Genomic DNA, 13,762 nt, shown 5'->3' on the forward strand with positions numbered 1-13,762 from the left:
AGCCTTTAGCCATCGGAGCGGGAACGCAAGAGCGGGTTACGCCCCTGCCCTTGCGCCCAAAGCAATCATGCGAGCCAACTGGGCCGGGCAGTCAGCCCAGCTTCCATTCCCAGCCGAGCGGATCGCCGTCCATCGCCTCCACGCCCTTTGCGGCCAGTTCGTCGCGCAGGGCGTCCGATGTGGCGAAGTCCTTGTCGGCGCGGGCCTGCTTGCGGAGGGCCAGCACGTCCTCGATCTCCGCCTCGTCGATCGCGGCCGCCTTGGGGCGCAGCCGCAGGTCGGCGCGCGAAGTGCCGAACAGGTCGAGGCCCAGCACCGCGTCCATCCGCTCCACCACGGCGCGCTTGGCGGCGGGATCGACCTTCTTTGCAGCTAGCACATCCTCCAGCGCGGTCAGCGCGACGGCGGTGTTGAGATCCTCGGCCATGGCCTTCTCGAAAGCCTCGATCATCGGCGCCAGTTTGGGGTGCGAAGGTTCCCCGGCTTCAACGTCCGCCAGCCGCTCGGCAACGATGATCATGCGCTTGAGCCGCACCAGCGACGCCGCAAGGCCATCCCAGCTGAATTCCAGCTCGCTGCGGTAATGCGCCTGAAGGCACATCATGCGATAGCCAAGCGGATGATAACCCCGGTCGATCAGCAGTTGCAGCCGCAGGAACTCGCCCGAGGACTTGCTCATCTTGCCGGAGCGTTCGACCAGAAAATTGTTGTGCATCCATACCCTGGCGCCCGAATTTGCGGGCGTGTCGAGGTCGCACGCGTCTCCGGGATTGCAGCAGAACGCCTGGTTCTGGGCGATCTCGTTGGGATGATGGATCTCGCGGTGGTCGATGCCGCCGGTGTGGATGTCGAACGGGAAGCCCAGCAGATCGCCGCTCATCACCGAACATTCCAGATGCCACCCCGGCGCGCCCCGGCCCCAGGGTGAATCCCACTCCATCTGCCGCGTCTCGCCTGCAGGGGTCTTGCGCCAGATCGCAAAGTCGGCGGCATTACGCTTGCCCTCGACCGCTTCGATCCGGCCCTCACCCTCGTCGGTCACGGCGCGGGCAAGGCGCCCATAGTCGGCGACGGTGGAGACGTCGAAGTAGAGGCCGCTGTCCAGTTCGTAGCAGTGCGCGGGCGCGATCTTCTCGGCAAAGGCGATCATCTGCGGCACGTAGTCGGTCGCGATCGACCATTTCGCGGGCTGGCGGATGTTCAGCGCGGCAATGTCGGCCCAGTAGGCCTGCGTGTAATGCGCCGCGATATCCCAGATGGACTGCGACTGCGCGCGCGCCATTTTCTCCATCTTGTCCTCACCCGCATCGGCATCGTCCGTCAGATGGCCGACGTCGGTGATGTTGATGACGTGGGTGAGCCTGTAGCCCCTGTGGCTCAGCGTCCGTCCCAGCACGTCCGCAAAGACATAGGCGCGCATGTTGCCGATATGCGGGTAATTGTAGACCGTCGGCCCGCAGGTATAGACGCGCGCCTCACCGGCATGGACGGGCTCGAACGCTTCGAGCTTGCGGGTCAGGCTGTTGAACAGCGCGAGTTGAGGTGCGTCGGTCATAGACGTCCGCGCATAAGCGGCACGCCGCTGCGGGGTCAATCCTCGTCGTCGCGGACCTTTGCGGGGAAGACGGCAAGCCCCGGCCTATTCCTCCTCGAACAGGCCGGCGAGCTGTTCGATCATCGTGCCGCCAAGCTGTTCGGCGTCCATGATGGTCACGGCGCGGCGGTAGTAGCGGGTCACGTCGTGGCCGATGCCGATGGCTACCAGCTGCACCGGGGACTTGCTTTCGATCCATTCGATCACGCGGCGCAGGTGCGCCTCAAGATAGCCCGCCGAGTTCACCGACAGCGTCGAATCGTCCACCGGCGCGCCGTCCGAGATGACCATCAGGATGCGGCGGTCCTCTTGCCGGGCGAGCATGCGGTTGTGCGCCCAGAGCAGCGCCTCGCCGTCGATGTTCTCCTTCAGCAGACCTTCGCGCATCATAAGGCCAAGATTCTTCTTGGCCCGGCGCCAGGGCTCGTCTGCTTTCTTGTAGACGATGTGACGCAGGTCGTTGAGGCGACCGGGATGCGCGGGCTTGCCGTTCGCCAGCCAGTTTTCGCGGCTTTGCCCGCCCTTCCAGGCGCGGGTGGTGAAGCCCAGGATCTCCACCTTGACGCCGCAGCGCTCCAGCGTGCGGGCAAGCACGTCGGCGCTGATCGCCGCGATCGAGATCGGCCGTCCGCGCATCGAGCCGGAATTGTCCAGCAACAGGGTGACGACGGTGTCCTTGAACTCCACGTCGCGCTCGATCTTGTAGGACAGCGACTGCCCCGGAGAGACGACGACGCGGGCCAGCCGCGCGGCATCCAGCAGCCCCTCTTCCTGGTCGAAGTCCCAGGACCGGTTCTGCTGCGCCATCAGGCGACGCTGCAGGCGGTTGGCAAGGCGCGTCACCACGCCCTGCAGGCCCTTCAGCTGCGCGTCCAGATAAGCGCGCAGGCGGGTCAGTTCCTCCTCGTCGCACAAGTCGGAAGCACCGACCACTTCGTCGAACGCCTCGGTGAAGACCTTGTAGTCGAAGCTGTCGGGAATGTCGGTCCACGGACGATTGGGGCGGACGGGCAGCATGCCCTCCTCGCCATCCTGACCCTCGTCGCCCTCCTCCATGTCGTCGGAGGTTTCGCCTTCGGCCTCGCTCTCGCCCTCGTCGTCGCCCTGCGAGGGTTCGGCGGCCATTTCGGCGGGCTGCTGTTCCTGCCCTTGCTCGCCACCCTCTTCCTCCTGCTCGGTCTCCTCCTCGCCGTCCATGTCCTCGGCGTCGGTGGGTTCCTGCGGGATTTCCTCGGCGCGGGTCAGTTCCAGATGCTGCAGCATATCGAGCGACAGGGTCTGGAACGCCTTCTGGTCGTCCAGCGAATTGGCCAGCGCATCGAAGTCGGTCGCGGCCTTCCTCTCGATCCACTTGCGGACCATGTCGACGCCGGGACGCGCGATCTCGGGGATTTCCTGACCGGTCAGACGTTCCCGCAACAGCAGCGCCAGCGCGGCGGGCACCGGCACGGCATCAGGCGTTTCGGCCCGCGCAATCGGGTCGGAAGTGATGCGTGTCAGCAGCGCGGCGTCCAGATTGTCGCGCATGCCGTCATAGGCGTTGGCCCCCAGCGCTTCGTAGCGGACGGCCTCCACCGCATCGAAGGCCGCACGCGCGGTCGGCTCTGCCGGCGCATTGCGCATGTGCAGCTTTTCGTCGTGGTGGCGCAGTTTCAGCGCGAAGCTGTCGGCGAACCCGCGCGCCTGCATCGCGGCGGCGCGCGGCAGGCTGCGGCCGGGCATCGGCACGCGGAAGGTGTTGCCGGTGGAACTGGGCGCGTCGGCGGTCCAGTTTACTTCCACCTCCGCCTCCTGCGCGATGGCGCGCGAGGCTCCGGTGAGGACGGACTTGAAGCGATCGGTGGGGGATTCGTCGGACATTGCCGACGGTGCCTAGCGCATCGGGACGCGCGGCTCAAATGGCCGATGTGCGAGGGCACCATTCACGATGGGGCGCCCCTGCACGCCGGGGCTTCGGCAAGCTCAGCCTGAGCGGGTTGAGACGTGCGTCACCAACCCCGCTCATCCTGAGCCTGTCGAAGGATCGCGATCAGATCGACTGGCCGGTCTTGGCCCAGTCGGCCAGGAAGCCTTCGATCCCCTTTTCGGTGAGGACGTGCTTGAACAGGCCCTTGATGACCGACGGCGGCGCGGTCATCACGTCGGCGCCGATGCGCGCGGCTTCCAGAACGTGGACGCCGTGGCGGACCGAAGCGACGAGGATTTCGGTGGCGAAGTTGTAGTTGTCGTAGATCAGGCGGATGTCGCCGATCAGGCCCATGCCGTCGAAGCCGTTGTCGTCATGGCGACCGACGAAGGGCGACACGAAGGTCGCGCCGGCCTTGGCCGCCAGCAGCGCCTGGTTGGCCGAGAAGCACAGCGTCACGTTGACCATGGTGCCTTCGCCGGTCAGCGCCTTGCAGGTCTTGAGGCCGTCGATCGTCAGCGGCACCTTGATGCAGACGTTGTCGGCGATCTTGCGCAGGATTTCGGCCTCGCGCATCATGCCGGCGTGGTCGAGCGCGACGACTTCGGCGCTGACGGGGCCATCGGTCAGCTTGCAGATCTCTGCCGTGACTTCCATGAAATCGCGACCCGACTTGGCGATCAGGCTGGGGTTGGTGGTCACGCCGTCGAGCAGGCCGGTGTCGGCCAGTTCCTTGATGTCGGCGATTTCGGCGGTGTCAGCGAAGAACTTCATGGTGCGTGTGTCCTTGGGGCAGCGATTCTGGCCGCCCCTATAGGGAACCACGCGCCGGGGGACCAGCCATGTCGGCGGATGACGCCCGGCTCAGAAGGCCTAGAGCGCCTTCGCAGCCCGAAGCGCCGCGATCAGGCTCGCGTCGTTGGTGCTTTCCGGATGGGCGCGGATTTCGGCTTCCTGCGCGCCGATCTCGTACCAGATGGCGTTGTCCGCCTCCAGCGCCAGCGCGTGGGCGGCATCGGCCATGTTCACACCGGTCAGCGCATTGACGGCGGTGTTGAGGATCGGATCCTCGGCCACGCGCATCACCCGGTCCAGTTCCGGGATCATGGCGTTGACCAGCCCCGAGGCCATCGACTGGCGCAGGAACGAGGTGGCAGAAGTATCCCCGCCGCGCAGCAGGGCCAGCGCATCGGTAACGGTCAGGCGGCGCACCGCGTCATAGACCAGCGGCGCGGCCACGCGGGCGCCGTCCTCTGCCACGCGGTTGAGTTCGTGCTGCAGCTTTTCCTTGAACAGCGGCGAGCGGAACACCTTTTCCGCCACCGAACCGGGGCGGCCGAAAAGCACCGGCAGGTTGATCCGCGCCACCTGGCTGTCCCAGAACCCGTCGGGCTGCGTCAGCCGCGCAAAGGCGCGCTGGCTGGAGAGCATCAGCAGGTTCTCCACGATGTCGGTATAGCTGGGCCTGCCCATCGTCGCGCAGCCCGGCAGCGCCAGCGCCCCGGCGGTCAGAAAACCGCCCAATACCGCACGGCGTCCCATCGTCATCATGCCCGATCCCCCATTCATCGCGTCTGCTCCTTCACGACCCTGACCATGCGCGCCTATATGGGCGCCAATGCAACGTGTCCGACTCCTCGTCTTCAACGCCGCTCTCGGCGTCCTCGACTATCGCGTGCCGGAGGGAATGACGATCGAATTCGGATCGATCGTCGTTGCCCCCCTTGGCCCGCGACAGGTGCTGGGCATCGTCTGGGAAGCGGAACGCCTGAACGCGCAGGAAGTGCCTGAATCAAAACTGCGCGCTCTGATGGGGGTGATGCCGGCCCCGCCGATCGCGGCGAAGCTGCGGCGGCTGATCGAGTGGACGGCCGATTATTACTGCGCGCCGCTGTCCTCCGTGGCGCGCATGGCGCTGGGCAGCATGTCGGCGCTGCGCGGCGGCGGCACCACCACCGAATACCGCCTGACGGGGGAAGAGCCGGCCCGCCTGACGCCCCAGCGCGCCGCCGCGCTCGATGCGCTGCAGGGGGAACAGGGGTCTATCCGCGAACTGGCGGAACTGGCCAGCGTCTCGGAAGGCGTCCTGCGCGGAATGGTGGGTGCGGGCCTGCTGGAAGCGGTGACGGTGGACCTCGACCGGCCCTATCCCCCCGCCCGGCCGGAATTTGCGCAACCGCGGCTCAGCGACATGCAGCAGGAGGCCGCCGACATCTTCGTCGAAGCCGTGCGCGCCGAAAAGTTCGCGCCCTTCCTGCTCGATGGCGTCACCGGGTCGGGCAAGACGGAGTGCTATTTCGAGGCGGTGGCCGAAGCCCTGCTACGGGGCCGGCAGGTGCTGGTGCTGCTTCCCGAGATCGCGCTGACCGAGAACTTCCTGCGCCGGTTCGAGCACCGCTTCGGGGTGCCGCCGATCCTGTGGCATTCCTCTCTGAAATCCAGCGAACGGCGCCGGGCCTGGCGGGCCATCGCCGGCGGCAGCGCGCAGGTGGTGGTCGGCGCACGTTCCGCACTGTTCCTGCCTTATGCGCGGCTGGGCCTGATCGTGGTGGATGAAGCGCACGAAATCTCGTTCAAGCAGGATGACGGCGTCCGCTACAACGCGCGTGACGTGGCGGTGATGCGCGCCAAGTTCGAAGGCATCCCGGTGGTTCTGGCCAGCGCCACGCCCGCGCTCGAATCGATGCAGCTGGCCGAGGCGGGCGTCTATCGCAAAATCGACCTGCCCGCGCGTTTCGGCGGCGCGACGCTGCCCGACATCAATATCCTGGACCTGCGCGAACAGGCGCCCGAGCGCGGCCGCTGGATCGCACCGAAACTGGTGGAGGCGATGAAGGACCGGCTGGCGAAGGGCGAACAGTCGCTGCTGTTCCTCAACCGCCGGGGCTATGCGCCGCTGACGCTGTGCCGCAACTGCGGCTACCGCTTCCAGTGCCCCAACTGCACGGCCTGGCTGGTGGAGCACCGCTTCAGCAAGCGGCTGGCCTGCCACCACTGCGGGCATGAAACGCCGGTGCCCGACGCCTGCCCCGAATGCGGCACCGGCGACTGCCTTGTCGCCTGCGGTCCCGGCGTGGAGCGCATCGCCGACGAAGTGGCCGAGATCCTGCCCGAGGCGCGCACCGCTCTCGTCACCTCCGACACCATGAACACCCCCGCCGCCATCGGCGAGTTCGTGGCGATGGCCGAAAGCAAGGTGATCGACGTCATCATCGGCACCCAGCTGGTGACCAAGGGCTATCACTTTCCCGACCTGACGCTGGTGGGCGTGGTCGATGCCGACCTTGGCCTTGAAGGCGGCGACCTGCGCGCCGGCGAACGCACTTACCAACAGATCGCGCAGGTGGCCGGCCGCGCCGGTCGCGGGGAGAAGCCGGGCGAAGTGCTGATCCAGACCCGCCATCCCGACGCCCCCGTCATCGCCGCACTGGCCAATGGCGACCGCGACGCCTTCTATGCCGCCGAAACCGAGGCCCGCCGCGATGCCGGCGCGCCGCCGTTCGGCCGCTGGGCGGCGATCATCGTCAGTTCGGAAGATCAGGCAGAAGCGCTTGCCGCCGCGCGCGCCATCGGCGGCACCGCGCCCGACCTGCCGGACATGCTGGTGCTTGGCCCGGCCCCCGCGCCGCTGGCGCTGCTGCGCGGGCGGCACCGCTTCCGCCTGCTCATCAACGCGCGCCGCTCCGCCGAACTGCAGAAGACCCTGCGCGCGTGGCTGGACCCGCTGGAGTTCCCGCGCGGCGTGCGGGTAAACATCGACATCGACCCCTATTCGTTCGTCTGAGGCACCCGGCAGGCCGCTCGCGCGTTCGAGCGGCATGACCGTAAAAACCCTCGTCCCCATACTGGGCGATCAGCTTACCCGCACCATCGCGTCGCTGCGCGGGCTGCACAAGGCCGACACCATCGTGCTGATGATGGAGGTTTGGGACGAGACAAAATACGTCAAGCACCACAAGCAGAAGATCGCGCTGATCCTTGCCGCGATGCGCCATTTCGCGGCGGCGCTGGAGCGGGACGGCTGGCGGGTCGACTACGTGAAGCTGACGGACGAAGGCAATTCCGGCAGTTTCACCGGCGAAGTGGAGCGCGCGGTGGAGCGGCATCGTCCCACGGCGATCCGGGTCGTCGAACCCGGCGAACTGCGCGTGCTGGAGATGATGCGGGGCTGGTCCGACGCCTTCGGGCTGCCGGTGCACATCCTGCCTGACGATCGCTTCATCTGCACCATTGATGCGTTTCGGGAATGGGCGCAGGACCGCCGCGAACTGGTGATGGAGACGTTCTACCGCACCATGCGCCGCCAGACCGGCCTGCTGATGCAGGGAGATGGCCCGGATGTCGGCCCCGAAGGCGGCCAGTGGAATTACGACGAGCAGAACCGCGCCCCGCCCGACCGCCACCTGATTCCGCCCGAAGTGCCCCGCTTCGCGCCCGATGCGATAACCGGCGAAGTCATCGACCTTGTAAACGAACGGTTCGCCGATCACTTCGGCGATCTTGCCGCGTTCGACTGGCCCGTCACCGCCCGTCAGGCGGACGAAGCGCTGGATGCCTTCATCAACCAGCGGCTGCCCCGCTTCGGCAAGTATCAGGACGCGATGGTCTGCGGCGAGGATGACCTGTTCCATTCGCTGCTGTCGACCTCGATCAACCTGGGCCTCCTCGATCCGCTGGACTGCTGCCGCCGGGCGGAGGCCGCCTATCACGCGGGCGAGGCGCCGCTGAACGCGGTGGAGGGCTTCATCCGTCAGATCATCGGCTGGCGCGAATACATCCGCGGCATGTACTGGCTGGAAATGCCGCAGCTTCGTCAGGCGAACGCACTGGATGCCCGCCGCCCGCTGCCCGACTTCTACTGGACCGGCGAGACGGACATGCGCTGCATGGCGGACTGCGTGCGCTCCACCCGCGACAATGCCCATGCCCATCACATCCAGCGGCTTATGGTGCTGGGCAACTTCGCCCTCATCGCCGGGATAGAACCGCAGCAGGTGGAGGACTGGTTTCTGGTGGTCTATGCCGACGCCTACGAATGGGTGGAGTTGCCCAATGTCGCGGCAATGGCGCTGTGGGCGGACAAGGGGCGGCTGGCATCGAAGCCCTATGCGGCAAGCGGCAACTACATCAACACGATGTCCGATTACTGCGGCCAGTGCCGGTACAAGGTGTCGAAGAAGTTCGGCCCGGGCGCCTGCCCGTTCAACCCGCTATACTGGCATTTCATGCACCGCCACCGCAGCCTGTTCCAGCGCAACCGGCGGCTTGCCCGCGTCTACGCGAACTGGGACCGCATGGACCCTGACAAACAGAAGGCATACCTAGACAGCGCCGAGAGCTTCCTTCGGACGTTGACCCCGGCAAGGTCGGGCTGGGAGCGCGACTGACGGTCAGCCTTCTCCGTGCTCGCGCCGCAACAGTTCGGTCTTGATCGCCGGGCCATAGGCATAGCCGCCGATCGTCCCGTCTGACCGGATCACGCGGTGGCACGGGATCAGCACCGCCACGGCGTTCGCCCCGTTCGCCGACCCCGCCGCGCGCACCGCGCCCGGACTGCCGACGGCGGCGGCGATCTGCGCATACGTCCGCGTCTCTCCTGCAGGAATACGCTGCAATTCGCGCCAGACGGCCTCCTGGAACGCGGTCCCCTGCACGTCGAGCGGGATGTCACGCGACTGTCCCGGCTGCTCTACCGCCCCGACCACCTGTTCCACAAGGCGCGCGAACCCCTCGTCGCCCTCCACCAGCCGCGCGTTTGGGAAACGCGCCGCCAGTTCCTCGCGCCCTTCCGCGAAGGAAAGCCGGCACACGCCCTTCCCGGTCGCCGCAACCAGCATCGGCCCCATCGTCGTTGGCACCACTGCCCAGTGGATCGTCACCCCGCGCCCGCCATCGCGCCATGCCGAAGGGGCCATCCCCATGCGCCCCTGCGCCGCTTCGTAGAACCGCGAGGAGGCCCCGAACCCCGCATCGTAGATGGCGTCGGTCACGCGGCCGCCCTCGCTCAGCACGTCGCCGGCGCGCTCCACACGCCGGGCCCGCACGAAAGCAGCCGGAGAAAGGCCGACCGCGCGCTTGAACACCCGCTGGAAATGGGTGGGGCTGTAGCCCACCGCCCCCGCCAGCTCGCCCAGCGACGGCGCCTCGTCCACCCCCGCAAGCAGCGCCAGTGCGCGGGTCACCGCCTGCTCGTCACGCGCGGTATCGCCGGGGCGGCAGCGCAGGCAGGCGCGCAGGCCCGCCGCTTCCGCCTGCTGCGGCCCGTCGAAGAAGCGCACGTTCTCGCGCCGGGGATGCCGCGCGGAGCAGGACGGGCGGCAGTAGATCCCGGTGGAAAGCACGCCCGTGACGAAGCGCCCGTCGAACGCCTTGTCGCGCGCAAGCACCGCCTGCCAGGCCCGTTCGTCGTTCATCGTGGCCGTCGTCACCGCTCGTCTCCCACGCCAACCCGGTCGATCCGGGCAGCAAAGCACCCATACGTCGCGTAGTGGGCGTGAATGTAGGCCACCTCGCCCGACGCGAACAGGTCCGCGATGCCGGCCTCGATGCCCGCCGGTTCGGCCAGACGGGCTGCGCGCAGCAACCCCTGTACATCAAAGCCGCGCAACGACAGTGTGCGGACGGCAAGGCTGGGCGGCAGTTCGCCCAGCCACGACCTGCCCTCGCCCGGAGTGTCCACCTCGCGGACATATATCGCATAGGCGGTGCGGAACGGCCCGGGCACATCGTGGCTGGTGAAGTTGAGCAGGAGCACGCTTTCCCCCGCCCGCGCATCTTCCAGCGACACGCGGCAGGGATACCCGGCATCCGCATCGGCGACCACGCGCATCCCACCCATTCGCCGCAGTTCTTCGGTGTCTGCCGCGAAATACCTGGTAAATTCCACGCGGGGCAGACCGGTGATTCGGTAGGTCATCGAAAACGCTCCTGTCGAGTTCGTCCGATGCTTTGCACGTCGCCTCGACCACGCGCGTCCCGGTGCTTGCTTTTAAAGCAGTTACCTGTCCTTTGTCCCCAGGACCGAAGGGGCACCTTGCGTTGTAACAGTATCGTCGCTATGCGCGGCCCCGTCAGCGGGCTGGGGGAGCACGCTGTGCCGTTGCGCCCCCGACCCGAACCCACCTGCGATGTAAGGATAGGACAGGCGTGGAGAATTCCGGAGGCATCAAGGCCAGCTTGCAGGGACGCTACGCTTCGGCGTTGTTCGATCTCGCCAGCGAAAACGGCGTCGTTTCTGCCGTTGAGACCGACCTCGACAATCTCGGCCAGGCCCTGCGCGAAAGCGATGAGCTTGGCGCGCTGATTCGCAATCCGCAGATCAGCCGCGATGCCGCCGCCAAGGCGATCGAAGCGGTGGCGGGCGTGCTGGGCACCTCGCAACTGACGAAGAACTTCCTCGGCGTGCTGGCGGGCAATCGCCGCCTGTCGGCCCTGCCCGAGATCATCCGCGCTTTCGCCGCGATCGCTGCCGCCCAGCGCGGAGAGGCCACCGCCGAAGTCGCTTCGGCGCATGCCCTGTCCGACGATCAGGTCGAACAGCTGCGCCACAAGCTCGAAGCGCGTGAAGGCCGCAAGGTCAAGATCAGGACCAGCGTCGATCCGGAACTGCTCGGCGGCCTCGTCGTCACCATCGGTTCCAAGCGCATCGACAGCTCGATCCGCACCCGTCTCAATTCGCTCGCCCAGGCCATGAAGGGCTAAGAAAGGCAGAACAATGGATATCCGCGCAGCAGAAATCTCGAAGGTCATCAAGGACCAGATCGCCAGCTTCGGCACCGAAGCCCAGGTTTCCGAGGTCGGCTCGGTTCTGTCGGTCGGTGACGGCATCGCCCGCATCCACGGCCTCGACAACGTGCAGGCCGGCGAAATGGTCAAGTTCGCCAATGGCGTGCAGGGCATGGCGCTCAACCTCGAAGCAGACAACGTCGGCGTCGTGATCTTCGGCTCGGACGCCGAAATCCGCGAAGGCGACAGCGTCAGCCGCACCAACACCATCGTCGACGTTCCCGTCGGCAAGGGACTGCTGGGCCGCGTGGTGGACGCGCTGGGCAATCCGATCGACGGCAAGGGCCCGATCGTCGCCGAAAAGCGCGCCCGCGTCGAATCGAAGGCTCCGGGCATCATCCCGCGCAAGTCGGTGCATGAACCCGTGCAGACCGGCCTCAAGGCGATCGACGCCCTGGTTCCCGTGGGCCGCGGCCAGCGCGAACTCATCATCGGTGACCGCCAGACCGGCAAGACCGCCGTCGCCATCGACACCTTCATCAACCAGAAGGAAGCGAACAAGGGCGACGACGAATCGAAGAAGCTCTACTGCATCTACGTCGCCGTCGGCCAGAAGCGCTCGACCGTTGCGCAGATCGTGCGCCAGCTCGAAGAGAACGGCGCGATGGAATACTCCATCGTCATCGCCGCGACCGCGTCTGAGCCTGCTCCGCTGCAGTACCTCGCGCCTTACACCGGCGCCGCCATCGGTGAATTCTTCCGCGACAACGGCATGCACGCCGTGATCGTGTACGACGACCTTTCCAAGCAGGCCGTCGCCTATCGCCAGATGTCGCTGCTGCTGCGCCGCCCGCCGGGCCGCGAAGCCTACCCCGGCGACGTGTTCTACCTGCATAGCCGCCTGCTGGAGCGCGCGGCCAAGCTCAACGACGAGAACGGCGCCGGTTCGCTGACCGCCCTGCCCGTCATCGAGACGCAGGCCGGCGACGTGTCCGCCTACATCCCGACCAACGTGATCTCGATCACCGACGGCCAGATCTTCCTTGAAACCGGCCTGTTCTACCAGGGCATCCGTCCGGCCATCAACGTGGGTCTGTCGGTGTCGCGCGTGGGCGGCTCGGCGCAGACCAAGGCGATGAAGAAGGTCGCCGGCTCGATCAAGCTGGAGCTGGCGCAGTACCGCGAAATGGCGGCATTCGCCCAGTTCGGTTCGGACCTCGACGCCTCGACCCAGAAGCTGCTCAACCGCGGCGCGCGCCTGACCGAACTGCTCAAGCAGAAGCAGTTCTCGCCGCTGTCGTTCGAAGAGCAGACCGTGTCGATCTTCGCCGGCACCAACGGCTACCTCGACAATCTGCCCGTCTCGAAGGTCACCGAGTACGAAGCCGAGATGCTCAGCTACCTGCACTCCGAACATGCGGACGTGCTGGCGCTGATCCGCTCGACCAAGGACTTCGGCGACGAAGCCAAGAGCAAGACCAAGGCCGCGCTCGACGCCTTCGCCAAGCAGTTCGCTTAAGTTAAACCGTCATCCCGGCGAAAGCCGGGATCGCAGGCGGTCTTGAAGCACCCTCGCAAGAGAGGTTCGGCCTAAAGACCGCCACCGGTCCCGGATCAGGTCCGGGACGACGCAACGAGGAACAACGAGTGGCTTCGCTCAAGGAACTCAAAGGCCGCATCAACTCGGTCAAGTCGACCCAGAAGATCACCAAGGCCAAGCAGATGGTCGCCGCGGCCAAGCTGCGCAAGGCGCAGGCCGCCGCCGAGGCCGCGCGCCCCTATGCCGCGCGTCTGGCCGAAGTGATGGGCTCGCTCGCCTCGAAGATCACGGTCTCCGAGAACAGCCCCAAGCTGCTCGCCGGCACCGGCAGCGACAAGGTGCATCTCCTTGTCGTGATGAACTCGGACAAGGGTCTGGCAGGCGCGTTCAACTCGAACATCGTCAAGGCCGCTCTGGTCAAGGCACGCGAACTGGAAGCGCAGGGCAAGACCGTCCTGTTCTACCTCGTCGGCCGCAAGGGTCGCGCGGTGATCCGCCGCGAATACCCGAACCAGATCGCCCACATGTTCGACACCACCGACGTGCGCGACCCCGGCTTCAACGAGGCCGAGCGCATCGCCGATGAACTCGTCGCGCTGTACGACGCGGGCAAGTTCGACGTGGCGCACCTGTTCTACTCGAAGTTCCGTTCGGCTCTGCTGCAGGAACCGACCGACCAGCAGATCATCCCGGTTCCCGCCCCCAAGGCGGCTGCCCCGGCTGCCGATGCCGTCACCGAGTACGAGCCGGACGAAGAGGAAATCCTCGCCGCCCTGCTGCCGCGTTACCTGCGCACGCAGCTGTTCGGTGCGCTGCTCGAAAACGCCGCGTCCGAACAGGGTGCGTCGATGACGGCGATGGACAACGCCACGCGCAACGCCGGCGACCTCATCAAGAAGCTGACGATCGTCTACAACCGCACCCGTCAGGCTGCGATCACCACCGAACTCGTCGAAATCATCGCGGGCGCGGAAGCGCTCTAAGAACCGCAGGCTAA

11 protein-coding genes are annotated in these 13,762 nt (G+C 66.6%); 5 read left to right on the forward strand and 6 right to left on the reverse strand.

Translation table 11 applies throughout. The features are described 5' to 3' along the window. Positions 1-91 precede the first annotated feature (91 nt). The 4 genes from cysS to GGR40_RS04670 all read right to left on the reverse strand — a co-directional run bounded on the left by cysS (position 92) and on the right by GGR40_RS04670 (position 5,069). A complete protein-coding gene (gene cysS, locus GGR40_RS04655) occupies positions 92-1,555 on the reverse strand; it encodes a cysteine--tRNA ligase (RefSeq protein ID WP_429275004.1) in 1,464 nt (487 codons plus the stop codon). Between the two features lie 84 nt (positions 1,556-1,639). Continuing rightward, positions 1,640-3,454 (reverse strand): cobaltochelatase subunit CobT, encoded by a 1,815-nt coding sequence (gene cobT, locus GGR40_RS04660; RefSeq protein ID WP_429275005.1) that lies wholly within the window; start codon positions 3,452-3,454, stop codon positions 1,640-1,642. A gap of 169 nt (positions 3,455-3,623) precedes the next feature. Beyond that, positions 3,624-4,274, reverse strand: coding sequence for a fructose-6-phosphate aldolase (gene fsa / locus GGR40_RS04665; protein ID WP_429275006.1), 651 nt, complete (start codon positions 4,272-4,274; stop codon positions 3,624-3,626). A 99-nt stretch (positions 4,275-4,373) separates the two neighbouring features. Next, positions 4,374-5,069 carry a DUF4197 domain-containing protein gene (locus GGR40_RS04670; RefSeq protein WP_429275007.1) on the reverse strand — a complete coding sequence of 232 codons (696 nt, stop codon included), beginning with the start codon at positions 5,067-5,069 and terminating at the stop codon, positions 4,374-4,376. A gap of 49 nt (positions 5,070-5,118) precedes the next feature. On the opposite strand from GGR40_RS04670, the gene GGR40_RS04675 reads away from it, so the two are divergent. Together GGR40_RS04675 and GGR40_RS04680 are read left to right on the forward strand one after the other, a co-directional pair. Further along, complete coding sequence (locus GGR40_RS04675; RefSeq protein WP_429275008.1) at positions 5,119-7,284, forward strand: primosomal protein N'; 2,166 nt, start codon at positions 5,119-5,121, stop codon at positions 7,282-7,284. A 34-nt stretch (positions 7,285-7,318) separates the two neighbouring features. Beyond that, on the forward strand, positions 7,319-8,887 hold the full coding sequence (locus GGR40_RS04680) for a cryptochrome/photolyase family protein (protein ID WP_429275009.1): 1,569 nt from the start codon (positions 7,319-7,321) through the stop codon (positions 8,885-8,887). Positions 8,888-8,890: 3 nt separating this feature from the next. Here the strand turns inward: GGR40_RS04680 and GGR40_RS04685 are convergent, their stop codons facing one another. Next, positions 8,891-9,913 (reverse strand): bifunctional transcriptional activator/DNA repair enzyme AdaA, encoded by a 1,023-nt coding sequence (locus GGR40_RS04685; RefSeq protein ID WP_429275225.1) that lies wholly within the window; start codon positions 9,911-9,913, stop codon positions 8,891-8,893. An 11-nt stretch (positions 9,914-9,924) separates the two neighbouring features. Then, on the reverse strand, positions 9,925-10,416 hold the full coding sequence (locus GGR40_RS04690) for a DUF1203 domain-containing protein (RefSeq protein ID WP_429275010.1): 492 nt from the start codon (positions 10,414-10,416) through the stop codon (positions 9,925-9,927). 230 nt (positions 10,417-10,646) lie between these two features. Between GGR40_RS04690 and GGR40_RS04695 the strand changes: the two genes are divergently transcribed. From GGR40_RS04695 to GGR40_RS04705, 3 genes are all read left to right on the forward strand, one after another. After that, a complete protein-coding gene (locus tag GGR40_RS04695) occupies positions 10,647-11,201 on the forward strand; it encodes a F0F1 ATP synthase subunit delta (protein WP_429275011.1) in 555 nt (184 codons plus the stop codon). A 13-nt stretch (positions 11,202-11,214) separates the two neighbouring features. Further along, a complete protein-coding gene (atpA, locus tag GGR40_RS04700; RefSeq protein ID WP_429275012.1) occupies positions 11,215-12,744 on the forward strand; it encodes a F0F1 ATP synthase subunit alpha in 1,530 nt (509 codons plus the stop codon). 128 nt (positions 12,745-12,872) lie between these two features. Next, the gene (locus tag GGR40_RS04705) at positions 12,873-13,748 is read left to right on the forward strand and encodes a F0F1 ATP synthase subunit gamma (protein ID WP_429275013.1); all 876 of its coding nucleotides are present in this window, start codon (positions 12,873-12,875) and stop codon (positions 13,746-13,748) included. The last annotated feature ends 14 nt before the right edge of the window (positions 13,749-13,762 follow it).

It is taken from the genome of Novosphingobium gossypii (assembly GCF_050433305.1).
Taxonomy (GTDB): domain Bacteria; phylum Pseudomonadota; class Alphaproteobacteria; order Sphingomonadales; family Sphingomonadaceae; genus Novosphingobium; species Novosphingobium gossypii.

Excerpts from the sequence above, each read along its gene's own strand:
- GGR40_RS04680 (WP_429275009.1), top strand. The coding sequence starts at position 7,319 with ATGACCGTAAAAACCCTCGTCCCCATACTGGGCGATCAGCTTACCCGC.
- atpA (WP_429275012.1), top strand. The coding sequence starts at position 11,215 with ATGGATATCCGCGCAGCAGAAATCTCGAAGGTCATCAAGGACCAGATC.
- GGR40_RS04670 (WP_429275007.1), bottom strand. The coding sequence starts at position 5,069 with ATGAATGGGGGATCGGGCATGATGACGATGGGACGCCGTGCGGTATTG.
- cysS (WP_429275004.1), bottom strand. The coding sequence starts at position 1,555 with ATGACCGACGCACCTCAACTCGCGCTGTTCAACAGCCTGACCCGCAAG.
- cobT (WP_429275005.1), bottom strand. The coding sequence starts at position 3,454 with ATGTCCGACGAATCCCCCACCGATCGCTTCAAGTCCGTCCTCACCGGA.
- GGR40_RS04685 (WP_429275225.1), bottom strand. The coding sequence starts at position 9,913 with ATGAACGACGAACGGGCCTGGCAGGCGGTGCTTGCGCGCGACAAGGCG.
- GGR40_RS04675 (WP_429275008.1), top strand. The coding sequence starts at position 5,119 with ATGCAACGTGTCCGACTCCTCGTCTTCAACGCCGCTCTCGGCGTCCTC.
- GGR40_RS04690 (WP_429275010.1), bottom strand. The coding sequence starts at position 10,416 with ATGACCTACCGAATCACCGGTCTGCCCCGCGTGGAATTTACCAGGTAT.
- fsa (WP_429275006.1), bottom strand. The coding sequence starts at position 4,274 with ATGAAGTTCTTCGCTGACACCGCCGAAATCGCCGACATCAAGGAACTG.